Annotated in this window: 23 protein-coding genes, 2 tRNA genes and 1 pseudogene; 7 read left to right on the forward strand and 19 right to left on the reverse strand. The window is 60.0% G+C overall.

Features of this window, described 5'->3' with window-relative positions; genetic code table 11:
- Positions 1-116 precede the first annotated feature (116 nt).
- Together U4Z64_RS27130 and U4Z64_RS27135 are read left to right on the forward strand one after the other, a co-directional pair.
- Positions 117-190: transfer RNA gene (locus tag U4Z64_RS27130), tRNA-Gly, on the forward strand.
- A 4-nt stretch (positions 191-194) separates the two neighbouring features.
- Positions 195-271 (forward strand) — tRNA-Ile (locus U4Z64_RS27135).
- A 246-nt stretch (positions 272-517) separates the two neighbouring features.
- On the opposite strand, the gene U4Z64_RS27140 is transcribed toward U4Z64_RS27135, so the two are convergent.
- The 3 genes from U4Z64_RS27140 to U4Z64_RS37655 all read right to left on the reverse strand — a co-directional run bounded on the left by U4Z64_RS27140 (position 518) and on the right by U4Z64_RS37655 (position 1,697).
- Positions 518-796: a hypothetical protein gene (locus U4Z64_RS27140; protein ID WP_321821571.1), complete on the reverse strand. Its 279-nt coding sequence runs from the start codon at positions 794-796 to the stop codon at positions 518-520.
- A 452-nt stretch (positions 797-1,248) separates the two neighbouring features.
- The gene (locus tag U4Z64_RS37650; protein WP_415750601.1) at positions 1,249-1,461 is read right to left on the reverse strand and encodes an enoyl-CoA hydratase-related protein; all 213 of its coding nucleotides are present in this window, start codon (positions 1,459-1,461) and stop codon (positions 1,249-1,251) included.
- A complete protein-coding gene (locus tag U4Z64_RS37655; RefSeq protein WP_415750602.1) occupies positions 1,458-1,697 on the reverse strand; it encodes an enoyl-CoA hydratase/isomerase family protein in 240 nt (79 codons plus the stop codon). Before U4Z64_RS37655 ends, U4Z64_RS37650 begins: the two co-directional genes overlap by 4 nt.
- A 79-nt stretch (positions 1,698-1,776) precedes the next feature.
- Between U4Z64_RS37655 and U4Z64_RS27145 the strand changes: the two genes are divergently transcribed.
- Entirely contained in the window at positions 1,777-2,433 is a 657-nt protein-coding gene (locus U4Z64_RS27145) for a TetR/AcrR family transcriptional regulator (RefSeq protein WP_321821572.1), read from the forward strand.
- Positions 2,434-3,357: 924 nt separating this feature from the next.
- On the opposite strand, the gene U4Z64_RS27150 is transcribed toward U4Z64_RS27145, so the two are convergent.
- The 15 genes from U4Z64_RS27150 to U4Z64_RS27220 form a co-directional block, all read right to left on the reverse strand.
- Positions 3,358-4,254: a hypothetical protein gene (locus U4Z64_RS27150; RefSeq protein ID WP_321821573.1), complete on the reverse strand. Its 897-nt coding sequence runs from the start codon at positions 4,252-4,254 to the stop codon at positions 3,358-3,360.
- 16 nt (positions 4,255-4,270) lie between these two features.
- Entirely contained in the window at positions 4,271-5,017 is a 747-nt protein-coding gene (locus U4Z64_RS27155) for an HpcH/HpaI aldolase family protein (RefSeq protein ID WP_321821574.1), read from the reverse strand.
- Positions 5,018-5,094: 77 nt separating this feature from the next.
- A complete protein-coding gene (locus U4Z64_RS27160) occupies positions 5,095-6,270 on the reverse strand; it encodes an OmpP1/FadL family transporter (protein WP_321821575.1) in 1,176 nt (391 codons plus the stop codon).
- 257 nt (positions 6,271-6,527) lie between these two features.
- Entirely contained in the window at positions 6,528-7,496 is a 969-nt protein-coding gene (locus tag U4Z64_RS27165) for a PDR/VanB family oxidoreductase (protein ID WP_321821576.1), read from the reverse strand.
- A 52-nt stretch (positions 7,497-7,548) separates the two neighbouring features.
- On the reverse strand, positions 7,549-8,472 hold the full coding sequence (locus U4Z64_RS27170; protein ID WP_321821577.1) for a 3-keto-5-aminohexanoate cleavage protein: 924 nt from the start codon (positions 8,470-8,472) through the stop codon (positions 7,549-7,551).
- A 20-nt stretch (positions 8,473-8,492) separates the two neighbouring features.
- Positions 8,493-9,536, reverse strand: a complete 1,044-nt coding sequence (locus U4Z64_RS27175; protein WP_321821578.1) for an aromatic ring-hydroxylating dioxygenase subunit alpha — start codon at positions 9,534-9,536, stop codon at positions 8,493-8,495.
- 438 nt (positions 9,537-9,974) lie between these two features.
- Positions 9,975-11,033 carry an aromatic ring-hydroxylating dioxygenase subunit alpha gene (locus U4Z64_RS27180; RefSeq protein WP_321821579.1) on the reverse strand — a complete coding sequence of 353 codons (1,059 nt, stop codon included), beginning with the start codon at positions 11,031-11,033 and terminating at the stop codon, positions 9,975-9,977.
- 59 nt (positions 11,034-11,092) lie between these two features.
- Positions 11,093-11,800, reverse strand: a complete 708-nt coding sequence (locus U4Z64_RS27185; protein ID WP_321821580.1) for an alpha/beta hydrolase — start codon at positions 11,798-11,800, stop codon at positions 11,093-11,095.
- Between the two features lie 30 nt (positions 11,801-11,830).
- Entirely contained in the window at positions 11,831-12,814 is a 984-nt protein-coding gene (locus U4Z64_RS27190; RefSeq protein ID WP_321821581.1) for a hypothetical protein, read from the reverse strand.
- Between the two features lie 26 nt (positions 12,815-12,840).
- The gene (locus U4Z64_RS27195) at positions 12,841-13,302 is read right to left on the reverse strand and encodes a nuclear transport factor 2 family protein (RefSeq protein ID WP_321821582.1); all 462 of its coding nucleotides are present in this window, start codon (positions 13,300-13,302) and stop codon (positions 12,841-12,843) included.
- Between the two features lie 279 nt (positions 13,303-13,581).
- Positions 13,582-13,968 (reverse strand): hypothetical protein, encoded by a 387-nt coding sequence (locus U4Z64_RS27200; RefSeq protein ID WP_321821583.1) that lies wholly within the window; start codon positions 13,966-13,968, stop codon positions 13,582-13,584.
- Between the two features lie 29 nt (positions 13,969-13,997).
- Positions 13,998-14,522 carry an amidohydrolase family protein gene (locus U4Z64_RS27205; RefSeq protein WP_321821643.1) on the reverse strand — a complete coding sequence of 175 codons (525 nt, stop codon included), beginning with the start codon at positions 14,520-14,522 and terminating at the stop codon, positions 13,998-14,000.
- A gap of 350 nt (positions 14,523-14,872) precedes the next feature.
- Entirely contained in the window at positions 14,873-16,132 is a 1,260-nt protein-coding gene (locus tag U4Z64_RS27210) for an MFS transporter (RefSeq protein ID WP_321821584.1), read from the reverse strand.
- 141 nt (positions 16,133-16,273) lie between these two features.
- Positions 16,274-17,434 carry an L-talarate/galactarate dehydratase gene (locus U4Z64_RS27215; protein WP_321821585.1) on the reverse strand — a complete coding sequence of 387 codons (1,161 nt, stop codon included), beginning with the start codon at positions 17,432-17,434 and terminating at the stop codon, positions 16,274-16,276.
- Between the two features lie 42 nt (positions 17,435-17,476).
- The gene (locus tag U4Z64_RS27220) at positions 17,477-18,841 is read right to left on the reverse strand and encodes an MFS transporter (protein ID WP_321821586.1); all 1,365 of its coding nucleotides are present in this window, start codon (positions 18,839-18,841) and stop codon (positions 17,477-17,479) included.
- 274 nt (positions 18,842-19,115) lie between these two features.
- Between U4Z64_RS27220 and U4Z64_RS27225 the strand changes: the two genes are divergently transcribed.
- Positions 19,116-20,162, forward strand: a complete 1,047-nt coding sequence (locus tag U4Z64_RS27225) for a LacI family DNA-binding transcriptional regulator (protein ID WP_321821587.1) — start codon at positions 19,116-19,118, stop codon at positions 20,160-20,162.
- Positions 20,163-20,634: 472 nt separating this feature from the next.
- On the opposite strand, the gene U4Z64_RS27230 is transcribed toward U4Z64_RS27225, so the two are convergent.
- Positions 20,635-20,781 carry an ATP-binding protein gene (locus U4Z64_RS27230; RefSeq protein ID WP_321821588.1) on the reverse strand — a complete coding sequence of 49 codons (147 nt, stop codon included), beginning with the start codon at positions 20,779-20,781 and terminating at the stop codon, positions 20,635-20,637.
- Between U4Z64_RS27230 and U4Z64_RS27235 the strand changes: the two are divergent.
- The 3 genes and pseudogenes from U4Z64_RS27235 to U4Z64_RS27245 all read left to right on the forward strand — a co-directional run.
- Positions 20,780-21,265, forward strand: a pseudogene (locus U4Z64_RS27235) (tyrosine-type recombinase/integrase); the annotation flags it as partial. The gene U4Z64_RS27230 and the pseudogene U4Z64_RS27235 sit on opposite strands and share 2 nt — an antisense overlap.
- A gap of 472 nt (positions 21,266-21,737) precedes the next feature.
- Entirely contained in the window at positions 21,738-23,195 is a 1,458-nt protein-coding gene (locus tag U4Z64_RS27240; RefSeq protein WP_321821589.1) for a sugar porter family MFS transporter, read from the forward strand.
- Entirely contained in the window at positions 23,192-24,268 is a 1,077-nt protein-coding gene (locus tag U4Z64_RS27245) for a LacI family DNA-binding transcriptional regulator (protein WP_321821590.1), read from the forward strand. The genes U4Z64_RS27240 and U4Z64_RS27245 overlap by 4 nt, the downstream gene beginning before the upstream one ends.
- Positions 24,269-24,363: the final 95 nt, after the last annotated feature.

A 24,363-nucleotide genomic window follows, 5' to 3' on the forward strand; every position in this document is an offset into this window, starting at 1 on the left:
TGCAAAGCACGTGGATGACAAACATTCGGCAAAACGATCGAGGTCACGCGCGGCAAGAAGTCAACGTAAACCTGTATCCTGTTGGCGCCCCAAATTGTGCGAAAATGCGTGCCGCCGCGGGTGTAGCTCAATGGTAGAGCAGAAGCCTTCCAAGCTTACGACGGGGGTTCGATTTCCCTCACCCGCTCCATCGTGGGCCTGTAGCTCAGCTGGTTAGAGCAGTCGACTCATAATCGATTGGTCGCCGGTTCAAGTCCGGCCGGGCCCACCATCGAGTGCGCATGTTGGCTGTGGTCGGCACTTTTGACGTTACCCTATAGATGTCGTAATCGACAACTGTCGATGCAGGGGGCGTACAAATCATCCAAGCTGGAATGACTTGTTTGAGCTTCCCGCTGCCGGAGGCGACCTTGGGCCCTTGATCGCGATGCAGATCGTGCTGCTCACCGGTTGGTTCATGCGTGGACAACGCGTTACGCTGTTTGATGGTCTTCCCGGTCGCCGGACGGGAAGGAGGTCATGTTCTCGAGCACTCGTCGTCGGCTTGCGTGCTGCCCGTTGTGCTCGATCGCTCGATGCGCGCGGTAGTATTCGTTGATGAAAGGCTACCGCTGGTGGAAAGACTTTGCTTTTCGACGTTTGGCGGCGCGGCGGCAATTGCCGCGTTCTCATCTGGAAACTTCGCCATTACTTGTCTCGTCGACACGCCGAGTTCGTGAGCCAGTTGCGTCGCATCAACCCCGGGGCTTTCTTGCAAGGCACGTTGAAGGGCCTTGCGGATTTCGCGGTCCGGCATCCGGTTATCCCGTGTCTCGCGGTTTATCAAGGGACCACCCTTGCCAACAGAGCGAGGACTTGACGGCAGTTGACGATATTACCTAGCAGAATGTCTGCGATGGCCAGGTACCGTCTTGAGCGTAGAGCCGGATACGTCTAGTCAAATTCAGAGAAATCCGCGGCTCGTTTTTCCCGGAAGGCACTGACGGCCTCCCTCAGGGCTGGACCGTCAAGTCGTTCCGAGAACCTCTCCACCTCCTGCTGCGTCTGCTCAAAAACTGGCTCCCATCCAGTTGCCTTTCTGCGGCATCGCAGGAGTGCCCTCGTCCCTTGTATCGAGCCTTGCTGCACGCCGCTGATTTCTCTTGGGCAATCGCGAATTTCTACACGCTTCCGTCAGCCAGAATTCGATTGACGACTCCGCAGGCAGTGGCGACGGTTGCCGAGAATGTCTCACCTCAAAGCAGGCGCTCAGAAGCGTTTTGATGTCCGCCGCGGCAGTAGGCAGCATTCTTGAGCCCGCCTCCGACACCAAGCCCAGGGGCTGACGAACGGAAGTCGGAAGCGCGGGTTCTCTCCTGCGTAGACAAGGTCGCAATGCAAGAGCGACGTGGTACCAATCGCGACTGCAAGGCCCTCGACTGAAGCAATGATTGGCTTGCTAAACCGACTTAGCGTGCTCACGAACGCAAGCAGCGGGGCTCCGAGAGGAAGCCTTCAAGGTCATGTCCAGCCGAAAAATCGCCGCCCTCACATGATAGAACGACAACCTTCACGTTCTTCGCACTCTCTGCCTGTTCCAGTGCAGCGACGACCGTTCGGTACATCTCATCGGTCAAGGCGTTTTTCCGAGTAGGACGATTGAAGACGATATCAAGCCTGCGGCAGAGGGTTACGTCGTTACTTCGGCTATCTGTCATTTACCCTCCATGATGTGAAACTGGTACCATCAGACATCTTCACCAGAGGTGACCATCCGTGCTCGCAAGAACGAAACCCGTGTCCCAGCAGCTACCCAAAAAAGCCCGCACGCGACTGGCGCTTCTTCGCGCCGCTGTCGACTTGCTTGGGCATGAGGACGGGCGCCTAGCTCGCGTTGAAGACATCGTTCTGAGCGTTGGCATGACGAGGACAACGTTCTACAACTACTTCGTGAGCCGCGAGGACATCTTCGATATCGTCGCGTACGAACTGAGCCACCACTTCAACTCCGCGCTTCTTCCAATCGTGAACGCAGAATCTGACGCCGCACGTCGCGCGGGCATCGCAACCCGTTATTACTTGAATAAGGCTCAGCAGGACACGAAGTGGGCTTGGGCGATGGTCAACGTGAGTCTGAACGGCCCCAAACTCTTCGGCGAAGAGACCTTCAACGAGGCAAGCAAGACAATTGTCGACGGCGTCGCTTCGGGAGCCTTTGCCCTTGACGACCCTGAGACTGGTCGGGACCTGCTCCTCGGTACGATACTTACGGCGTTTCTGCACATCCTGCACAGAAACCCGGACCCGTCTTACGCAAGCGAAATCACAGCCATCATCCTGAGAGGGTTAGGCGTCTCGTCGCAGAAGGCCAAGAAAATCGCCACCGCTCCGTTGCCACCGTTGCCGCCATTCGCCGCCCCGTTTACAGGTGAAGCGTGGACCGTGTCACATTAACGCTCGCATCGGGCGCGGTGAACTAAAGAGCGAGGCTGCAATTGGTCAACTGCTGTGTCTGGCAACAGAGGCGCGGACGTCGAAACCAAATGACGCCCGCCAGAGACTCTTGCACCTGCCGTCGCGAGTGCGCAGTCTGCACCGTCCGCTCGATATCCATCAGTTCGATGAAGGAGTCCATTCGTCTCGTTGATGGTCAAGCAGGTGTGCATAGTCTTCTCGTACCGGCGCGAATACATCGATTTCGAAGACCGGCCTGTCGCGAAGCACTTCAATGTAGGCAGTATGACTTCGCGTGGGGTAGAGGGCTGGCCTGCGGTGGGGAAGCAAACGCGGGTTAGCATTGCTGCCAGAGCCGCACGGTGTGGACGGTGCCACACCCGGCACTTTCCCGCACGGAGGCCAGCATGGAACACGATAGCACTACAAGGGCTTTCCCGTTGAGCGCAAGCTCGAGCGTGGTTTTCGGTTGATGCATTGATGCAATGCCGTACTGGTGCGTGTGAGAAGGTGAAGGACTGCTGTACTACAACCGGTCATATTGGACCAATGGTCCGGACCCTGATGAAAGACGCGCGCGAGGACCTCGTTCGCTGTTCGGGAGTTAAATCCCCCGTGCTATCCCAGGTACGCCCCACGCGGGTCCAACCCGCTTCACGTCACCGCTGGCAGTGCAAAGTGATCTTCTATCTGGTCATGGCTGTTGTCATTTTCGAAGTGGCAACCGGTTGGTGCACTGCAGGCTTTATGCAGCAAGCAACCGGCTCGGGCTTGAAGTCCTCTCCGTATTTCAGGACCGCCCAGGCCATCCTTGCATTCTTGGCCGCAATCGCGACGGCCGCACGCCAATATGGTTGCGGTCGTGTCGTGGGTAGCGCTGGCTAGTGCCCGCCCGACGACGCTTTAACAATGGGTAGCGCTGGGTTAGGTTTTAGGCATGGGGTAGTCGGTAGCGTTGAGCACCCAACCATCTTTCAACGAGAAATCGACCCGAGGGGGCGCAAAGATGTCGATGAGCTGATTGACCTTCTGGTCCATTCCACGGGACGTATGTATCGCTGGAGGTGGGATAACGGCGAGGGAAGGCGCAGCGCAAAATTCATGGTCGTCCGGTCGCCATTTGTGTAAGTTTGGCGTCCACGGCCATCGGATATGGTGAGTAAACTCTCCATCGAGAGCAAATGAACCTTGCTCGAACGAGTCATGAGAATGGGGTGAAAGCTTCGTCACATCGCGCGGTCCCAACTGTGCAGGCAGGAAGTTGACCATGAAGGTGGAACAGCGCCAGATGCGGCCGAAGCGTCCCGGTTTATCCGGCACATCGAGGCTGTAGCTGCGAACTTTCCAGCCGTTGACCGGGTCCGGCCAGGGTTGCCACTCTTGAATATTCGGATGCGGATTCGTGTACGACGCAGCGTTGACGCTAGCCGCAGCCATATCCTCGCTCTGAGAGCTAAACAGCAGCAGATAGCGGCCCGGTTTGGAAAAAGTAACCTCGCTTGCGCCCTTGGGCACGAAGGTAATCGACGCCCCGGGCAACGCCGAAGTTTTGCCGTCCCACTGGACCTGCGCGGCGCCGGTCGCGTCCGGAACCAGCACGACGTATTCGTCCGGCTGTGATTCACGCGCTAAGATTGCGCCTTCATCGGCTTCAATAAATACGGTCACGAAGTTCTGGCCCCGCGCTATCCACGCCTTCATCTGCGCTGATTGTTCCTGCGGCGGCGAATCGTAGAACCTTGCGTACTCGGCGCCAGCAAATTCCGTAGCAGCAGAAGCGCCCGGTTGCAAGCCGGCGCGCGGGTCGTTCTTGTCGTACATGTTGCCTCCCTTACGCTCACATCTTGTCGAACGGTGCTCTGAACTCTCGCAAGGTCTTGAGCGCCACTGAGCGCAGAAGTCCTTGGTCCGAGGAAACGATGAAACCCTTAACTTGCTGCTTCGTGAGGGTCACTGCTTCCTCCGCTGATGAGGGGAGCAACCAGACCGGTTTGGCATGTCGAACCGCAGCCTCAATGACTCGATTGGCTGCAGCTTGAACAGAAGGTGCCCCAGCTTCCCGGTCAGCCATGGCAACGGTCAAATCACCGCGTCCAATGAAGATGGCGTCTATGCCGTCGACCGAGAGAATTTCTTCGATAGATTCGACGGCTGAAGGGTCCTCAATCATTGCGATGACCGCGACACGCTCGTCCTCATTGTCAACATGTCGCCACATCGCGGTGGCGCCGTAGGCTCCTGCACGTGGTGAATTGGAAAACCCGCGTCCACTCGAGTAGCGGCAAGCTCGCACCAAGGCTTTCGCCTGCTCGCGACTCGAGATGTGAGGTACGAGCACTCCGTCCGCTCCGTCGTCGAGTGCCGCAAGGATTTCGGTTGCGTCGTAGTTGCGCACGCGCACCACAGCGTGTACGCCGGCAGCACGCGCCGCGAGCAACGCGAGGTCTATCGAGTGTCGGTCGAACGCAGCGTGCTCGGCATCGATGACGAGAAAATCGAAGCCGGCAGCACCAAGTATCTCGACAACGTGGACCGACGGCGTTTTGATGAAAGTGCCAAGAAGAGGCTGTCCGGTATTCGACAATCTGCTTCGTAAGCTTGGCCGACGAGTTGCGTCAAGCATAAGACCTCCTTTTGTTACACGCACTTCCATGCGTCTTTTCAGAACTTGTGGGTGTAGCCAATCGTGTACACTTGGAAGTTCGTACTAATGCTCGTACCGATGCTCGGGCCCGTGCCTCGAACCGACCGTGGTATGTCGTACTCGACCGCCGCCGTGATAGAGTTTTTCGCGTCGAATGAATAGGTGACGCCAGCAGTCACCGCCCGGTCGTTGATACCTGAGGCGTAGAAGTTCGCAAGGGTATGGTCCGAGTCGAAGTGACTGTTGGCAATGCTATAGCCAGCCCGCACGGTCCATTTGCTCGAGATGTCATACGAAGCACCAACGCGAACGACGTTCTGGTCGTGCCAATTGAAACTGTTCGCGATGTTGTAGCCCGAGGCGCCAGACCATTGAATGCGCATGTAGTCGGCCGCGATAGTCAGCTTCGGCAGGGGATGCAGCGCGATGCCCACGCCGTAACGAGACGGCCCATCCAAGTGACCGTCACTTGCTGCCAGCAGGTCGTCCCGATAGCCCGGAAGAGCCGAAAACCACGTCTTCGTGTAATACGACGCGCCCAAATCGACCAACGGGATTGGCGTCCACAGCACCCCGACACCTGCGCCAATGCCCATCGCGTATCGTGTCCCATGACTTGGCAGCGCAAATGGGACCCCGTCATGAGTAGCCCCGACCGCGCCATTGCTGCGAAATTGCTCGAGCCCAAGCACGAGAGACACGCCCACTGCGAGATTCGGCAGGGGCTTGTAGGTGACAGTAGGCATTGTGTTGATGCCGATGAGACTGGATTTGGCGGGCCCGGCGCCTGGAACCGGCAGGACCGATTTCCCATAATTGTCGGAGATGCCCACTCCGGTTACAGATACGCCGACGGTCCACTGCGGCGAAATCTGGTAGTTGAATCCGAGGCCTAGCGCAGGGACGATAGCCCTGGAGTAGAAGTGGTTCTGATAGGATGCGAACGTCGAGTCCGACTGGGTCACCAGCAAGATGCCGTAAACGTCGAAGCGATTGCCGACCATCGCCATACCCGCCGGGTTGTCCGCCGCCACCAGAGCATCCTGAGGCAATGCGATATCGACACCGCCCATGCCCGATGCATACGAACCGTACCCAGTAAGGTAAGAACCGTTTGTCGCCCATGCACTGCCTGATACGGCTGCCGCGCTGAGCACACACAGCAGGGTGATACGATGAATCGTCATCTTCATTTGTGTCTCCGATATGGCTTATTTCTGTCGGGATGAGCGGGTTCAGCCCGTCTGCTCTGTCATCCTGCGACTAATTCCTGCACCGATAGTCCGATGACTACCGGTTTCCTTCTTGCCAATCCAGAGCTGAACACAGGAACTCGCCCAGCTCCGCCCACCGGCGGCCAACCTCGGCAACGCTCATGCACTCAGTAAGCGTTCGCAGCAGCGCAATGGTTGCGTGTATGAAATCCACCTTGCCTCCTTCGAATTTGCGCCTATAGGTCGAGTACCAGCCGCCCAGATTTCGACCGCGAGCAACACGGGGTGAACTGGTCGTTTCGGGCGTGCTCCTCGTCAGTCATGAACATGTCGCGATGGTCAGGTTCGCCAGACAGGACCCGCGTGATGCAGGTGCCGCACACGCCCTGTTCACACGAGACGGGTATTTCTACGCCATGCGTTGCAAGGACCTCGACGACGGTTTGTTCGGGCAATATCGGAATGACTTTCCCGGTGCTGGCAAGCTCGACCTCGAATTCACCCGCTTGCGAGCAATCGACCGGGGCAGCCGTGAAATACTCCCGGTGAAGGTGGCTTCCTGACCAGCCGGCGTCACGTGCGCGCTCCAGAACGAAGTCGAGGAAGCCTCCTGGCCCACAGACGTAAAGATGTGCGTTCAGGGCCAGTGACGCGCGTAGCACTTCGTCTGCATTAAACCGCTGGTCCTCTGGGCCGTCGTCGAAATGAAACCGAACGCGCGAGGCATAGAGCGACTCAGAGATTCGGTCCAGGAACGCCGTCCGCTCACGATTGCGGGTGCAATAGTGGAATTCGAACGAGGCTCCAGCGTGTGAGAGCCGCTCTGCCATGGAGAGGATGGGGGTCACGCCAATCCCGCCGGCAATCAGGACCGAGTGGGACGCGCCGTTGGCAAGAGGAAAATGATTGCGTGGCTCGCTTATCTTGAGGACCTGGCCTTCCTGCACCACGTCATGAATGCAGACTGACCCTCCTCTGCTGTTCTGGTCGCGCAACACAGCTATCTGGTAAATATCTTTCTGGCCTGCGGCGTTGCACAGAGAATACTGTCGGATCATGCCGTTCGGCAGAAACACGTCAATGTGCGCGCCTGCGCTAAACGACGGCAGATGCGTACCGTCGGGTGAACCCAGTTCGAAGCTGGCTATACCTTCAGCTTCGAATCGCTTGCGCAGGACTTTGACATCTAGAGTAGCATGTTGCATTTTGTTGTCCTAAATCACTGTGTGACTTCCAGCAAGAAATTGAACTACTACTTTAGAAAGCCACGTTGGCTCCGCCTTTGAGCACCAGAATATCTCTGGCTTCGTCTGGCGTTGCCACTTCGAGGGAAAGTGCGTCAAGCACGGTTCGAATCCTTCGCACCTGTTCTGCATTGGTCTCGGCCAGTCGGCTACGACCGGACCAGAGCGAATCCTCAAGGCCAACGCGCACATTACCGCCGAGCGTGGCGGCCATTGTGCAGATGCGCATCTGGTTCGCGCCTGCGCCGAGCACGGACCACACATAGTCGTTCCCGAACAGCCGGTCCGCAGTGCGCTTCATCTGAAGCACATCTTCAGGATGAGGTCCGATGCCGCCGAGAATGCCGAACACCGACTGGATGAACAAGGGAGGCTTGACGAGACCGCGTTCAAGAAAATGCGCCGCCGTGTACAGATGGCCGATGTCGTAGCATTCAATCTCGAATCGGGTGTCGTTCTCGCGGCAGGACGTGAGGATGTACTCGATGTCCTTGAACGTGTTCTTGAAGATGCGCTCGGCGCTTCCTTCGAGGTACGGCCGCTCCCAGTCGTGCTTGAACTCCTTGAAGCGCCCGAGCATGGGGTAGAGGCCGAAGTTCATTGAGCCCATGTTCAACGATGCGACCTCAGGCTTGAGCTGCAGGGCTGGCTGCAGCCGTTCCTCGACCGACATCGCCGGCGAGCCACCCGTCGTGAGGTTAATCACGACGTTCGAATTTTCCCGGATACGGGGAAGAAACTCGCGGAACAGATCCAGGTCCTGTGACGGCCGTCCGTCCTTCGGGTCACGGGCATGCAGATGCACCATGGATGCGCCAGCTTCGGCAGCCCCAATAGCTGCAGTGGCAATTTCGTCTGCCGTGACGGGCAGATAGGGTGACATCGACGGCGTGTGAGTCGAGCCGGTGATGGCGCAGGTGACGATGACTTTACTCATGGCCTGTCTGTACCTTTCTTTCAGGTCGTTGCGGATTGGGCGTTCTCCGCCTGCACCATCTGCTCAAGCAGTCGCCGCACGCGCACAGCACCGCCATCGGTACTCAGTAACACCGGCTTCATGGCCCACAAATCGCGTCCGCGCATCCGCTCCTGGACAGCCGCAATCATCGGTTCGTCTTCCGTCCCGAAGGCCTGTGCGACCGCCGCCTCGATACCCGCGGTCAACTCCGGCTGATTGCGCTGATAGTTCCGGTACATCTTCCAGAAATAGTGAGTGGTCGACTCGGATTCGGGTGCGAGCAACTGCGCGCTAGAAAGCTGCGCACCTTCGGTACGGGGACGACCGGCCGGCGTGACGCCAGCGTAGAAGTACATGGCCCCGGGCGGGTCCCAGCGCACATCCACCCAGTAGTCGACGTTCTTGTCCGGCGGGCACGCGCCTGTCATCGAGAAGACCGCGGCCGGAAGACCATCCGGATAAAGGTTTTGCGACAGGACGGTGTTGCCCGTCTGCGTGACCGTCATTTTTCCGTGGGCTACCGCCGCGCTGCCGAGATTGGTCGGATGGAGATAGGCCGCGTGTGTCAGGTCCATCAGGTTGTCGGTGATAAGTTCGAGCTTCAGCCGCATGCGCATGACGTGGCCACCGGTGTAGTCGAACTCCTCCACGTTATTGAGGAAGCTGAAGTCAGGGATGACGTCGGATTTTGCTTCTTCGGGCTTCCCCATCCAAATCCAGAGCAGGGTATCGCGTTCGACGAGCGGATAGGTTTTCACTTTCGCGGCGGTGGGAATCTTCCCGTCGCCATGCGGGTTGTGAACGCACGCACCGCTGCTCTCGAACTTGAGCCCGTGGTACGGGCACTGCACGCAGTCGTCAACCAGTTTGCCCATATGCAAGGGCGCGAATCGATGCGGGCAGGTGTCTCCGAGCGCGACTGGCTGACCGTCCTGCTTCCGGTAAGCGACAATCGGCTCTCCAAGGAGCGTGCGAGTGAAGAGGCCCGTTCCGACCTCTTCGTCCCACGCAAACGGATACCAGACATTACGGACGAATTGCATGCTTTGTCTCCTGGTTTTCTAGTGTCATGAGTTACAACTTCGCTTGATAATTAGCGGGCCGTAATCCCAGTTCAAATCAATGAACGCTCATCGCAGGACGTTTGACAGCAGGCGGAAACACGCACCACTCACCGTCGTCATGGAGAAAGAAATATATTGCCAGCTTGCCTGCTGGCCGCAATGCCTCAACACATACAAAGCGTCGCTGATTGGAGCTCGTGCGGCCGAACTGTGTCACGCGGACCGTCATGGCCGGAGTCGACCCAAGCCACTTATCGACCAACAAACGTAAAGAGCTGTTCATCCCGTTCATGGAGTCCTCCCTCAACTTCGCATCTCGCTGATACAGCTACCTTCCCTTGCTTTGCCAAAGACTACAAATCGACTACCAGATGTTCATATGCGAATTCCTCACTCACGACACTAGGAGGTGTCGGTTCAGGTGGGGCTCACCGATGCAATCGGAATCACCTCGGGCTGGGTCGCTTCTTCGTCAATCATCCTTTTCAACATGCGTCGCACACGCACGGAACCGGCGTCGTTCACCAGCAGCACCGGTTTAAGCGTCATCAGGTCGGTGGAGCCAATCAGCGCCTGCTGGGATTCGAGCATCGGCCGGTCTTCGTTTTCGAATGCGTTGCGTGCGCCTTCGCGGAACATCGCGGTCAGCTGCTCGTTCTCCAGGTCGAAGGTCCGGGCCGTGCCCCAGAAGTAGTGCGTGGTCGTCTCGGTCTCGGGCGTGATGATGTTCGGGTTGTGGGTATCCCAACCCTCTTCGCGAGTCGCGCCCGGCCGCGTAATTCCGTAGTACGTCATCATGTTCGCGGGCGGAATGAAGCGCATCTCGAGCCAGTGGTCCACCGGACCGTCCATACCGAGAGCGGCCTTGAACAACGGGGTAATCGGATTGTTCGCGCACCACTGTCTGGTGAAGATGGTTCCGTTCTCTTCGGTTACGTGGAACTTGTGTTTTGCGGTCTCGCGCGGCTCAAGCGTGGTTTCGTGAACGAAGGACGCGTGACTAAGGTCGGTCAGGTTGTCCATCACCAGCTGGTAATTGGCATTGAGCTTGATGTAGCCGTGAACGGCCTTGAATTTCGACGTATCCGTCAAGCACGAATAGTCGGCAATCTTGGACACGTCTGCCATCGCCGGGTTGCCCATCCACACCCATACCAAGCCGTACCGCTCTTCGACGAGATACGTGCGCACATGAGCCGCTTTCGGAATAGCACCGTCGCCGTGCGGGTTGTCGACGCACTTGCCGGTGCAGTCGAACTGAAGCCCGTGATACGGGCATTCGACCGTGTCCCCGACGAGCTTGCCCAGGTGCAGCGGGGCAAACCGGTGTGGGCAGTAGTCCGACATCGCGATGGCGCATCCATCTTCCGTGCGATAGAGCAGCACCGGCTCGTTAAGCATCTTCCGTTGGAAAAGCTCCCGGCCAATTTCTTCGCTCCAGGCAGCCGCATACCAAGCGTTCTTCACAAATTTCATGTTTTCCTCACGGTCTCAATGTCGACACTTCGCGTGTTGTCGATGTACAGGTACATTCATCAAAGCTCGTTACGGCTCGACAAAAACCTCAGTGCTGCGTCCTGGAAGCCATCGGCCGCTGGGAGCGAAAGATGGTCAACACCCTCGAGCATCACCACTTCGCCGTTGGGCAGTGCTTCTGCCAAAGGGGATACCGGTGTCGCTATCTGGTCCGCGTCGCCACTAACGAGAAGCACCGGACATGAGACAGCCGAGACTCGCTCTCGTGACAACATCGGATTGGGTGGACGTCGAAGGACCGCGGCAATTGCAAGCGGGTCGTTGCCTGCAGCAATTCCGTACTGCGCAAGCGTCTGAACCGCAGGTGGGGTGTCATCCGTCGGCCCGTTTACCAGACACTTGGCAACGAGTTCTCCGGCGCGCTCAGGTGCGAAGGCATTCGCTCCCAGGCCACCAATGACGAGGCGTCTGAACATTTCCGGCCGCCGTATCGCAAGTTCAAGCAGCACCTTGGAGCCGAGCGAATAACCGATGGCCGACACCGGCCCCGTGTCTCCCAGTTCATCGAGCACATAAGCGGCAAGGTCCGCGTAGTCGAGCGCGTCGTGCGACGCGCTCGCCGCGCCGTGGCCCGGAAGGTCGATGGGCATGGGAGCAAACCCGCAAGCGTCAAGTGCTTCGTACCATCCGTTCGCCGCCCAGACAGATTGAGAATTGCCGCCCCATCCGTGCAGGAGCACGACCTTGTTGGTTTGTTGGGAGTTCATGCCGGCCTCGTCCTAAATGGTTGCTGACCGTCAGGCGTGCACGACGCCCACGCCGACAGCGAGGGTCGTGTCGGGCGAGTAGTAGTCGACGTGAAGCGTTGCGTTACGGTCGCACGCTTGGTGAGCAGCCGCAGCAGCAATCCATTGGCGGACCTCGCTGCCGCCATAACCCGCCGCCTTGAGCACGTCCGCGTCAGTCCAGACGTCAAAGCACTCGAGGTTCCCGCTTGCCAGGACTTCGAGAAATTGACGGTCCCAAGCCTCGTTAATCCACGATGCATGGAAGCTGCCATCCAGCAACTCGCCGCTGAGTTTGTCCATGCCTTCGCGAATGTCCTGCATCCACTTGTCCCGCGAAATGGCTCCGCCACGTACACCGCCGTGAACGATGTACTCTTTGACGTATTCGTTGGGCGCGTTGTGGAACTGCGGAAAAATGAAGTCCGTTTGATGCGACAGTCCGCCCGAGCCCAGAAACGCGACTTTCTTTCCGAGCGTGCGTGCAAAGCGACCGATTTCTGCCCCCAGAAGGCGGCAGCGGCGGAACGTCGGCCTCGGGTCGACGAGTGAGTTGATGTGAATCGGAAGGACGGGCTTCGCATCCAGCTCGCCGAGGAACCAGTGCAGCACGTTGGAAAATCCATGGTCGACTTCCATCGCATAGGACACTGCGACATCGAATTCGTGTTCCACCAGGTGATTGACGGCGCGACCGGCGATATCCAAAGGGATGTTGAGCGCCCCCGGGTAGCCACCGCAGTCGTTCAGCGCCTCCGCTACCTGACCAACCACGAACTGGGGGCTGAGTTTCAGGTGCATGCCGTCGTAGTGGTCACCGCCAAACACGATAACGAGGTCGGGGTCGAACTCGCGAAACTCCTGGACGCGCTCGTCGTAGGCGCGCCAGAAATCGGGGTTATCCTCGCGCTCCTGAACCGATGTGAGCGGCACATGGGGGACGCAGGCAAGGTACGCGCGATTGGTCTGGTTAGTGGTGTTCGATGTGTTTGACATTTGTTGCCTCTGACGGAGTGACGCGCTTAACGCGCGAATTTGGCGGCGCCGGCACCAACGAAAACCGGCTTGACGATACGGCTTTGAAAGAGCCAGGAGTTTTTGTCGTGCTTCACACAATGGTCCGTCACGTCGGCGATGGTCGACGGTACGCCAGCTTCCAGCGGCAACTCTCCCGAGCCAGCGAATACGAGCACGACGGAGCGAAGCACTGCCGACTCGGCACCCGTCAGTTCGACCGTGCGGGGGCCGGCGACATGACGTGTTACTCGACCAGATGCCTTGTTTTGTGTCTCGCGGTCGGCAAAAAACTTTGCAATTGCGTCACGACCTTGCAGCTCAAGGTTTCCGAGGGTCAACACGCCTTCTGCGATGAAAAGTTTCTCGGCGCCGATGTGGTGCCGACCGTCTGCAATAGCCCAGTAGCTGGCGTCAAGGTTTGTCAGCGCCTGATAATCGGCGAATGAAATGGGTGAAATGTTAGACATCGTGCGCCTTCAATTGTGGGTACCAGCTCGCCAGATACCAGGACGCGCAGTTGGTCTGCAGGTGTCATGTCACGCACTGTCACACCCGCCGCGTCAAATTTTACATAGTGCCTGTTTATTTACGATGTGTTCATTTTTTATCACGGTATGCATTTCGTGACCTATCGTCAAGGGATGGTTTTTGCGGCAGTGCAGTAGACGGCATATGATGTATTGTCCGCCAATCCCTTCGGTATAAGGCTTCCCGGCCGACGCAACTCGTTGGGGCGACCTTTGTCCTTACGGGAAAGTCCTAGTCTTGCCGGCTATGCGGACCACCTTCAGTGCAATGGCGTGCGGATTTTGAGGGACGAGGTGCACGACCTCTTGCAAACAATGGACAAGCGGATAGTGGTGTGTGGCCCAAGACTCCATGGACTCGAGCATGATGCGCCAGGGCGCGGTGTCGAGATAGCGCTTGAACCGCCATGCACACGACGTTATCGCGATCCGCCCGTGGCGCAGGGCAGGCGGGTTGCCGGCGAGGTAGCAGGCGGCCGCCAGGTAGTTGAACAGGCCCGAGAGAATTCCAGGCGCTTGGTGCCCGAGTGCACTCGCGAGTGGCCCGTCGAAGAGCCGCCGGGCACTGTCGTGGTGTGGTTGCGCCCGGTTGGTCCAGTGCGCCATCGGCGCGGTGAGAATGCCGTGCGTGACCGTTAGAGATTGAACGGCCAGACTTGGTGCACGGTGCCGTGCCAAATCTCGCGACGGACTGCCAATGGCATAAAGCCCGGATGGTCGCGATACAAGGCGACTATTTGTGAGTACGACGTGTACGGAAGACAAACCGTATGATCAGTACACCACATCAGTCGCCTCGGGCCAAATGGGTCGTACACCATTTTCAGCAAGACAAACGCGTCTGCATATGGATAAGGGTGCTTCGACAGAGACCAGAGATGGGAAATTTTGACATAGACCTTCGGATAACGTGCCATCGTCAGAAGACCGCGTATCTGATGCGGCTCGTCAAGCGATGCGTCTGCCATATGGTCGATGACCACCGTCAGGTCGGGGTACCGCTCGATGAGTGCGGCGATCTGTTGAAGGCGGGCGGCGGGCGTAAGCAAAGTCATCGGAACCTTGAGTTGCTCACATCGAGACCACCGGTGGAGCATCAGCGGCCCGTCGATCCAGTCCCCTTGTGAGGTCGCTGACGGGCTGAGTTGTACACCCTGAATCCTTGTGCTGTCAGTTCACACAAGTGCTCGAGCGCTGCGGGGTCGGTCGGATTTACGCGCGCAACCGAATGAAATTTTCCCGAATACCGTCTCAGGACATCCGCAACGTAACTATTGTCCCACTTGTAGTGAATCACCTGGATGAGAACGGTGTTCGATACACCATTCTCCGTCATCAGCCAAAGGAGGCGTTCAGCGCTGGCGTCGGTTCCGGTTGGGAATTTCGCTCCCACGGCAAACGGGGTATTTCGGGTCCGTTTTCCAGACGGCACGTGTGAATCGATCGGCAGCGGTGTCGCCTTCGCCGCAGCAGTCTGACTGGTGACGCAGCAAATCCGTGTGGTCATGGTTCAGTTCGTGCGTGCCAAGGTCGTGTGGGCGTTGGCCGCGTTGAGCACCCTGTTGTTTGCAACGACGCGCCCGTAAAGCAGAAGCGATCCGCCGCCGAGGAGTGCCAGCACGCCAAGGATCTCGAAGCCGGCCATATATGAGCCCGTCACGGCATTGACCAATCCGACAAGGAAGCCTGCCAGTGTGCCGCCACCGCCTGCACCGATCCCGTTCATGATGCCGGCGGCAGGACCCACCGCTAGGGGCTCGACCGTCGCTTGCAGTATTGACCAGATATTCGGGGTATAGCTGCTCGCGAAATAGCCGAGGGCCAGTGTGATCAGCGCGAGCTTCGCATAACCGCTCGAGACGGTGGGCAACAACATCAGCAGCAGGCCGGGGAGAAGCAGGCCCATGGCCGCGATCGCCACCCGTCGTCCGGTGCGATCGCTGATCCACGCTATGAACGGTGCCAGCAGTACGGCGGCGGCGAACGGGAGTGCGCTTGCAATGCCTTGGGATGACCCGGTAAAGCCAACGGACTTGACGGCGAGAGAGATCCACAGCGTGATGCCCCAGAAGAGCATGCCCTGCATCACGTAACTGAAGAGAAGCAGGAAGAAGGCTGGGCCGCCGAGCGATGCGAGTGTAAGGCGCGTGTCGGCCATGGCGCTGGATGAAGGTGGGTACGGCGCCGCCGACTCCGGTTTGAGCTTTGCGACGTAAAGCGGGACAACTAGGATCAACCCCATCCCACCGGTCAGGAAGAACAAGACACGCCAGCCGAAAGCATGATAGATCGGCGTCAGGAGCGCAAAGCCGAGCGCGAGCGAAAGGAACTGACCGTAGTACTGAATCATCGCATTCGCTTTGGTGCGTTCCTCGGGTGCGAACCATGCCTTTGCGAATCGCGACTGTTGTGGCCAGTAGACGCCTTCGCCAATACCCAGCACGATGCGGCACGCAAGCATCACGGCAACTGAATTCGTGAAGCCCACGAACACGGTCGCGACGGACCAGAGGGTGAATGTCCAGATGGCAACGCGCTTGGGATCCCGCTTTCGCGTGAGAATGCCGCCGAACACATTGGCCGCGGCGTAGCCGATCAGGAACGCAGTGAGCGCCCAACTGGACGTGATCGCCATGCGCGGCCCGGCAAAGCCCAAGTCGCGGGCAACAGACGGCAGTGCCACGGACAGGACCGTACGATCGAGATATGCCACAAAGAGACCAAGAAGTAGGCTGCCGCCGATTCCCCACCATCTCTGACGTGCATTCATTTTCGTCTCCTCGACACAATTGCGGCGGCGCGCTCGGCAGCGGCGACGCCATGGATGCCGTGTCACCGCTTTTATGGTGATGTGGATGTTCAGCAAGGCTCGGAAGTCCCCGTCATCGCACGGGGACTCGACGAGGCAATGTCAAGCGCGAGTCCCGACTTCCGCTTCCTCAGCCGTCCACCCGGCGACGCGATCGCTGAGCGTCAGCCCCAACCCCGGACGCGTGGGCACGATCATCCTGCCGTCGCGGGTCTCGAGTCTTTCGTTGAATAGTGGTTCGAGCCATTCGAAGTGCTCGACCCACGGGTCGCGCGCATAGCACGCGGCAAGATGCACATGGAGCTCCATCGCGAAGTGGGGGGCTAGCATCAGGCCCGCATGATCGGCGAGCACCGCGACCTTCAGGAACGGCGTGATGCCGCCGACGCGCGGCGCGTCCGGCATCAGGTAGTCGGTCGCACGCAGGCGAATGAATTCCCAATGCTCGGATACGCTGGTCAGCATCTCGCCGGTCGCGATCGGCGTATCGAATTGCGCGGCGAGCGCCGCATGGCCTTCGGCGTCGTAGCAGTCGAGCGGCTCCTCGATCCAGACCAGGTTGAACTGCTCGAACGTGCGGCACATGCGCTGCGCAGTGGGCCGGTCCCACTGCTGATTCGCGTCGACCATCAGCGGGAACGCGTCGCCCAGGTGCTTGCGCACGGTTTGCACGCGATGGATGTCCAGCGCGCAATCCGGCTGGCCGACCTTGAGCTTGATGCCGCCGATGCCTTTCTCGCGCGACGCGTCCGTATTGGTCAGCAACTGATCGAGCGGCGTATGCAGAAAGCCGCCCGACGTGTTGTAGCACCGTACCGAATCGCGATGCGCGCCGAGCAATTTGGCCAGCGACAGGTTCGCGCGCTTCGCCTTCAGGTCCCACAGCGCGACGTCGAACGCACCGATCGCCTGTGCCGCCATGCCGCTGCGCCCGACCGACGCGCCTGCCCAGGCAAGCTTGTCCCACAGGCGCGCGATGTCGCTCGGATCCTCGCCGAGCAGCGTCGGCGCAATCTCCTTTGCATGCGCGAACTGACCGGGGCCGCCCGCCCGCTTCGAGTAGCTGAAGCCGAGGCCGCGGTGTCCGTCCGCCGTTTCGATCTCGACGAACAGGATCGCGATTTCCGTCATCGGCTTCTGTCGTCCGGTCAGCACCTTGGCATCGCTGATCGGATTGGCCAGCGGCAGAAACGTCGACGCGACGCGAACCCATTTGATCCGGTCGATCGATGCCCCGGAGACGAGGGAGGTTGAGGTAGTCATGAAGATGCCCTTTGGCGAAAGAAGTTCGATACGTAAGGTCGTTCAGCTGCTGCGCGTCGGCTTCAGCGAGACCGATGCGGCGCCACCGTCAGCGACCGCATCGAACGCAGGACCCTCGATCCGCTCGAGCTTGCCGACGATGAAGAGATACGCGAACGCGCCGAGCAGCGAGAGCGCCGCGACATACGTGAGCGCGACTTCGAACGTGCCGGTGCGCTTGATCATCCAGCCGATCGCGAGCGGCGTGACGATGCTCGCAAGGTTTCCGCAGAAATTGAAAATGCCGCCGCTGATGCCCATCGCGTGCTTCGGCGACACGTCGCCGACGATGCACCACCCCAGGTTGCCGACGCCTTTCGCAAAGAACGCGACGGACATCACCAGAATGACGACCGCGGTCGAGTGCACGTAGTTCGCGGCGACGATCGTGCTGGACAGCACGAGGCCGCTGATGATGGGCGTCTTGCGCGCGGCCGTCAGGCTGAAGCCGCGCTTGAGCATCCAGTCGGACCACAATCCGCCGATCAGGCCGCCGACACACCCCGCGATGGCCGGCACCGATGCAACGAGTCCCACCTTGAGGATCGACATGCCCTTCGCTTCGATCAGGTAGGTCGGAAACCAGGTGAGGAAGAACCACGTGATCGACGTGAGGCAGAACTGGCCGATGTAGATGCCGATCATCATGCGGTTGGCCGCGATCGCACCGGCCTCACGCCATTTGAACGGCCGCGGGCTGTCGCCCATCGTCGGCAGCCCGCCGCCTGCCGCGATGTAGTCGAGTTCCGCTGCATTCACGCGATGATCGCGCTGCGGCTCGCGCACCGACTTCAGCCACCAGAGCCCGATCAGCACACCGACGGCACCCGTCGTGAAGAACACGTAATGCCAGCCCCAGCGGCTGACCGTGTAGGTCATCACTGGCGTGAACACGGCCAGCGCGAAGTATTGCGCCAGCTGGAAGATCGATGTGGCGAGCCCGCGCTCCGCGTTCGGAAACCACATCACCGTGAGACGGCTGTTGCACGGGAACGCCGGCGATTCGGCAACCCCCATCAGGAAGCGCAGCGCGAACAACATCGCGAATGCGGACGCGAACAGGTGAACGTATCCCTGCAGGAACGTGAGCACCGACCAGGCGATCAGGCTCGCACCGAGCACGAGCCGAGCGCCGAACCTGTCGAGGACGAGTCCGCCCGGAATCTGTAGCGCGGTGTAAGCCCAGCCGAATGCCGAGAATGCGATCCCCATCGTGAGTGCGTCGAACCCCAGTTCGTGACGCATGCTCGGCGCCGCGATGGACAACGTCGCCCGGTCGACGTAGTTGAACACCGTGACGATGAAGATCATCGCGAGGATGAACCATCGGACGTTCGTTCGCCTGCCGGCGCGCTGGTCGGTTGCCACTGTCGTCTCCTTGATGTTCGATGCATCTCGTGTCGGTGAACAGGATCATACAATGATTGCGCAATCATTCAAGGTGGATATGATTGCGCAATCATCATCGTTTACACTGACACGGCATGCGCCGGACTCCCGCCCGGTTGTCCGACGGCAGCCGGCTTCATGCTCTAATGCCGGTCTGGCGCCGGGCACTTGCCCGCACCGCCCGCCGAAGTTCGCCGGGCCCGGCGCGCCGCACCGGACGATGTGAAACCTGATCACCGCAGGACGTATGGAGATGTCAAAGAAGAACGAACGCCGATCGGCCGTCGCGCCAGACGCATGCGGCAGCGTGACGCTGATTGACGTGGCACGCGTGGCGGGCGTCGCGCCGATGACCGTGTCGCGTGCACTCAATCGTCCGGAGTTGGTTCGCAGCGACACGCAGAAGAAGGTGCTCGATGCGGTGCGCGCCACCGGCTACGTGCCGAACCTGCTGGCCGGTGGCCTCGCCAGCAATCGCAGCCGACTGGTAGCCATCCTGCTGCCGACGATCGCGAACTCGATCTTCGCCGACACGGTGCAGGCACTCATGGACGGGCTCGCAACTGCGGGATACCAGACGTTGCTCGGCCTCACCGCCTACTCGAAGGCACGGGAAGAGGCGCTGGTCGAAGCCATTCTCGGGCGGCGGCCGGACGGCATCGTGCTGGCCGGCACGAACCACACGAAAGCGACGATCTCGCGCCTGTCGAAAGCCAACATTCCCGTCGTCGAAATCTGGGATCTGACCGACAAGCCGATCGACATGATGATCGGCTTCTCGCACGAGCAGGTCGGCTGCGGCGTGGCGCGCCATCTGATCGGCAAGGGATACAAGCGCTTCGGCATCGTGTCGGTCGACGATCCGCGCGGCCTTCGCCGGTGCGAAAGCCTGAAGCGTGAACTGGCCCGGCAAGGCATCGCACCGCCCGCATTCGAAATCCTGCCCGCGCCCGCGACCTTGCAGGCCGGCCGCGAAGGCCTCCGCCGGATGCTGGCCGCTGCATCGCCGGATGTCGTCGTCTGCAGTTCGGATACGCTCGCGCAAGGCGTGCTCGCCGAAGCCGCGAGTCGTCGGCTCGACGTGCCGCGCGACCTTGCGGTGATGGGTTTTGGCGACCTGTCGACCGCCGCGCATGTCTATCCGTCGTTGTCGACGGTTCGCATCGACGGCACGACGATCGGCATGAAGACGGCCGAAGCGTTGCTCGCACGCTTTGCTGCCGATTCGCAATCGGAAGCAGCAAGAACCAGGGTGAGGATCGACACTGGCTTCACGATTATTGAGCGGCAAAGCACCTGAGCGCCGCAAATGTTCAGCGGCGCGGTTGCTTCGGCCGTATGCCTGCCGTTTCGACCAGAATCCCTTATGCCGAACAGCAGCTCAACTCAAAAAACTGGGCGATCTGCTGCAGCGACTCGACTTTGCGCCTACGCTCCCACCTTAACGCTTTCTGACTCACCGGATAGTAAATCCTCCATCTCCGTTTCATTGCAACACGTCTTGATGCTATGCAGTTTCGCGTGCGTTGCATTGACGGGTTGATTCCGTGCGGCAAGGCCAATTGCGGTGACCGGCTCCAAGCTGGCGCGTGGGGCATGTAACCGTGGCCAGTGTGCTTTCGTTGGTGGCGGTACTCAAGAGCCATGAAATACCAAGCAGGGTAGTGGAATGAATCAATTGATAGTCCAACGACACTTCTCGCAGTGCAAGCGACAACTCTGGCCATTATTGGCCCTCGTTGTCGCATCCAGTGGTGCGTCCGGCACGCAGATCATGCAGAGGCTGGTGGGATGGGCAACCAGATCATGACGATCAAGCCGCCACCTTCGCGATTTTCGGCCTGCATAGTGCCGCCGTGGGTCGCAACGGCGCGGGTGGCAATCGCTAGGCCGAGTCCGAACCCGTTTTCGGTTGTCATCCGCCGGGACGAGCACGATGATCACTGGCTACTCTTGCTCGGCAAAGGCGGCAAGCTCGGTAAGGTGGCGCTACCGTCACGCGCTCGAACCGCGCTGGATCAATATCTCGTGCAGCGCGGGCTGCCGGTCACGCCAACACGCTGGAACCCGGTGGCGCCGCTCGTTGCGAGCCTTGACGAGGATGGTGCGGGCATCGAACCCAAACGGCTCTGGCACGTGCTGCGACGGTTATTCATGCTGGTGGTCGATGCAATCCAGGACGATCGGCCGGTGGCTGCCGAATAGCTACGCCGCGCAAGCCCGCACTGGATGCGGCACACTCACGCGTCAGACGCGTTGGCGCGTGGTGCTGAGCTGATCATGGTGCGCGACAACCTGCAGCACGCCTCGATCTCGACGACATCGACCTACCTGTGCAGCGACGAGGTACAGCGAGCCCGGCAATTCGATCAAGCGTTTCGCTCCCAAGATTTAAAGCAGTAGGCTTTATTATGTGAATTCGAGTATAAATACAGGAGATTTCATAACTTCGAGGATTATGGAAAAAATTGTGCTCAATTGTGCTCCTCTCGTTCATCCACCGATTGGGGCAACGAGCTAGCAGACTGGGAGGTCTTGACCAAAAATGGTCAAGTTTCGCGTTGCGCACCCATCCCGCTTTGTCTACTTTTGAGCCAGTCAAGCAGCGATCGCGCAGCACGCGCGTCGCACGGCCAAACATCAGTTGATATGACGTGACGACGCAAGGGACCGCGATTTCGCGCGCGTCAATGCGGGACTTCGGGCTTGTCACCCGAGCGTCGATCGAGAACACAATGACCGTCCTGCGCGATGCGTGGCGGCGGCCAGTCGAACCGACGCGGGCGTTGTCGTTTTCGTGCGGTACACGACCGCTGCCCGACACGCGGCGCAGGCAGTTATCGCAGGCAGGCCGATGCGATGAAACATATAAATCATGGAGACACTGATGCAGGAAGTCTGTGAGACGCTCACGTCCGTCGAACCCACTCCGTCCACAGCGGCCCACCCCGCCAAGGCGCGCCGGTCGATGCGGTTCATCGCAATGATCGCGACTCTCGGTGGCCTGCTGTTCGGTTATGACACCGGGGTCATCAATGGCGCGCTGGCATACATGACCCAGGATCTCGGGCTCACGCCGCTGACCGAGGGGCTCGTGACCAGTTCTCTGCTGCTCGGCGCCGTGATCGGCTCGGTGGCCTCGGGCCTGGTAGCGGACCGCTACGGGCGCCGGATGAGCATCATGATCCTGGCGGTCCTGTTCCTGGGAGGTGCGTTGTCGTGTACCTTCGCCCCGACCGTTTCGATGCTGATTGCCGCACGATTCGTGCTGGGCATCGCGGTTGGGGGGGCATCGATCTGCGTGCCGACCTACCTGGCCGAACTGGCGCCCGTGCATCGTCGCGGGCAGATCATCACGCAAAACGAGCTGATGATCGTCTCCGGGCAAATGATCGCGTTCATCGTCAATGCGACGATGGGCAGCCTGTGGGGCAGCGACCATGGCATCTGGCGCTGGATGCTGGCCGTCGCGACGCTGCCGGCGGTCGGGCTGTGGTTCGGCATGCTGGTAATGCCGGAAAGCCCTCGCTGGCTGGCCTCGAAGGGCAAGCTGCACGCGGCCTGGAAAGTACTGGAGCAGGTGCGCGACATGCCGGCGGCACAGCAGGAGTTCGATTCGATTCGCAACGCCGAGCACCGCCACGCCCATCCTGCCCTTCGCACCGGGCCGGGCTTGTCGGCGCCCTGGGTGCGCCATGTCTTCTGGGTCGGGATCGGGATTGCCATCGTCATGCAGGCGACCGGCGTTAATTCGATCATGTTCTACGGTACGCAGATCCTGACGAATTCCGGTTTTGGACGGGAGACGGCACTGATCGGCAATGTGGCGAACGGGGTGATCTCGGTCGTGGCGACCCTCGTCGGCATCCAGGTGCTCGGTAAGATCGGACGCCGGCCAATGTTCCTGCTCGGCCTGAGCGGTACGACGCTGTCCTTGCTGATGATCGGCCTGTTCTCCCAGTTCCTGCCGGTATCGTTCCTGCGTGCGTGCCTGATTCTGGTCTCCATGGCGTGCTTCCTCGGCTTCATGCAGGCGCTCATCGCACCGGTATGCTGGGTGTTGCTGGCCGAACTGTTTCCGCTGCATATTCGCGGCTTCGCAGTGGGCGTAGCCGGTTGTGTGCTGTGGATGGTCAATTTCGTGCTCGGGCTGAGCTTCCCCTCGCTGGTCGCCTATGTCGGCATTTCCAGCACCTTCTTCGTATTTTTTGCCATCGGCGTGATGTCGATTGCGTTCATCTGGCGCAACCTGCCCGAAACGAGGGGCCGCAGCCTCGAGGAAATCGAAGCGCATTTCTGCGGCCTATACGGCGGCGCGGAGCAGGCGCGATGAGCGAGGGTCCTGTCGTGGCCCCGGCCGGCACGAGGCGCAAGCGCGATGCCCGGTTTGTCGAGATAGCGGCCGAGGCCGGCGTCAGCGAGGCAACGGTCAATCGCGTCCTCAACGAACGGGGCAGCGTATCGGAGTCGGCACGTGAGCGCGTGATCGCGGCGGCACGCCGGCTAGGCGTGCGCCGCGTGCTGCCGGACAGCCGGCATGGCCTGATTCATATCGACGTGCTGCTTTCTCACGGCGACACGCCGTTTTTCCGCCGCCTGAATGTGGCGCTGCAACGTTCGGCCCAGATCCTCGACAAGCGCATCGTCCTGCATCGGCTGATTCTTCCCGAGTCGGACCGGGCGGTGGTCGACGTGATCAGCAACTGCCGCTACCGCCGCGCCGGGATGATCATCACGACGCGTGACACGGCGCCGGTGCGCGCGGCGCTGAGCGAGGCGATCGATCGAGGCGAAACGGTCGTCACCTTGATGACCGATATCAGCGAGATTTCGCGTGCCCACTTCGCCGGGATCGACAACGTGGGCGCCGGTCGCACCGCAGGCTACTTCATCGGGCGGCTCGCCAAGCGGGCCGGGCGCGTGCTCAAGCTTTGCGGAAGCCGCAGTTTCGGCGCGCACCGCGACCGGATCGCCGGTTTTCGCGCGGCGCTCGAGGGGGCCGAAACCGAGCTCGAGTATCAGGGCGTCGAGATCGAGACGCTCGACAACGCCGATGCGTGTTATCGCGCCGTGTTGCCGGCGCTGAAGCAGGGCGATCTGGTCGGCATCTACAACAGCGGTTATGGTTCGGCGGGCATCGCCGCGGCGCTCAGGGAATTCGACGTGGCCGGCAAGGTGGTGTGGATCGGTCACGAGATGCTGGACGAGCATCGCGCCTATATCGACGAAGGCACGATGGATATCGTGATCGACCAGAATCCCGACGCGCAGGTGATTTCCGCGTTGCAGCACCTGCTGCACGGTTGCGGGGTGCTCGAGACCACGCCACCGATCGGGCCGGTCGAGTTCGGCGTTTTCTGTGCAGCGAACGTTCGACGCAGCCCCTATCTTTCCCCCGACGATTGAACGGCGGCGGCAAGTGGGCATGGATCTGCGCGCGCCCGAATCGCTTTGCCTGTCACTGCCCGCCGTTGTCCGTCAAGCATTCCAGCCGGCCCCTT

This window comes from Burkholderia sp. BCC1996 (genome assembly GCF_905339955.1).
Classification (GTDB): Bacteria; Pseudomonadota; Gammaproteobacteria; order Burkholderiales; family Burkholderiaceae; genus Burkholderia.

Excerpts from the sequence above, each read along its gene's own strand:
- U4Z64_RS27140 (WP_321821571.1), bottom strand. The coding sequence starts at position 796 with ATGCCGGACCGCGAAATCCGCAAGGCCCTTCAACGTGCCTTGCAAGAA.
- U4Z64_RS37655 (WP_415750602.1), bottom strand. The coding sequence starts at position 1,697 with ATGACAGATAGCCGAAGTAACGACGTAACCCTCTGCCGCAGGCTTGAT.
- U4Z64_RS27150 (WP_321821573.1), bottom strand. The coding sequence starts at position 4,254 with ATGTACGACAAGAACGACCCGCGCGCCGGCTTGCAACCGGGCGCTTCT.
- U4Z64_RS27160 (WP_321821575.1), bottom strand. The coding sequence starts at position 6,270 with ATGAAGATGACGATTCATCGTATCACCCTGCTGTGTGTGCTCAGCGCG.
- U4Z64_RS27165 (WP_321821576.1), bottom strand. The coding sequence starts at position 7,496 with ATGCAACATGCTACTCTAGATGTCAAAGTCCTGCGCAAGCGATTCGAA.
- U4Z64_RS27170 (WP_321821577.1), bottom strand. The coding sequence starts at position 8,472 with ATGAGTAAAGTCATCGTCACCTGCGCCATCACCGGCTCGACTCACACG.
- U4Z64_RS27175 (WP_321821578.1), bottom strand. The coding sequence starts at position 9,536 with ATGCAATTCGTCCGTAATGTCTGGTATCCGTTTGCGTGGGACGAAGAG.
- U4Z64_RS27180 (WP_321821579.1), bottom strand. The coding sequence starts at position 11,033 with ATGAAATTTGTGAAGAACGCTTGGTATGCGGCTGCCTGGAGCGAAGAA.
- U4Z64_RS27185 (WP_321821580.1), bottom strand. The coding sequence starts at position 11,800 with ATGAACTCCCAACAAACCAACAAGGTCGTGCTCCTGCACGGATGGGGC.
- U4Z64_RS27190 (WP_321821581.1), bottom strand. The coding sequence starts at position 12,814 with ATGTCAAACACATCGAACACCACTAACCAGACCAATCGCGCGTACCTT.
- U4Z64_RS27195 (WP_321821582.1), bottom strand. The coding sequence starts at position 13,302 with ATGTCTAACATTTCACCCATTTCATTCGCCGATTATCAGGCGCTGACA.
- U4Z64_RS27200 (WP_321821583.1), bottom strand. The coding sequence starts at position 13,968 with ATGGCGCACTGGACCAACCGGGCGCAACCACACCACGACAGTGCCCGG.
- U4Z64_RS27210 (WP_321821584.1), bottom strand. The coding sequence starts at position 16,132 with ATGAATGCACGTCAGAGATGGTGGGGAATCGGCGGCAGCCTACTTCTT.
- U4Z64_RS27215 (WP_321821585.1), bottom strand. The coding sequence starts at position 17,434 with ATGACTACCTCAACCTCCCTCGTCTCCGGGGCATCGATCGACCGGATC.
- U4Z64_RS27225 (WP_321821587.1), top strand. The coding sequence starts at position 19,116 with ATGTCAAAGAAGAACGAACGCCGATCGGCCGTCGCGCCAGACGCATGC.
- U4Z64_RS27230 (WP_321821588.1), bottom strand. The coding sequence starts at position 20,781 with ATGACAACCGAAAACGGGTTCGGACTCGGCCTAGCGATTGCCACCCGC.
- U4Z64_RS27240 (WP_321821589.1), top strand. The coding sequence starts at position 21,738 with ATGGAGACACTGATGCAGGAAGTCTGTGAGACGCTCACGTCCGTCGAA.
- U4Z64_RS27245 (WP_321821590.1), top strand. The coding sequence starts at position 23,192 with ATGAGCGAGGGTCCTGTCGTGGCCCCGGCCGGCACGAGGCGCAAGCGC.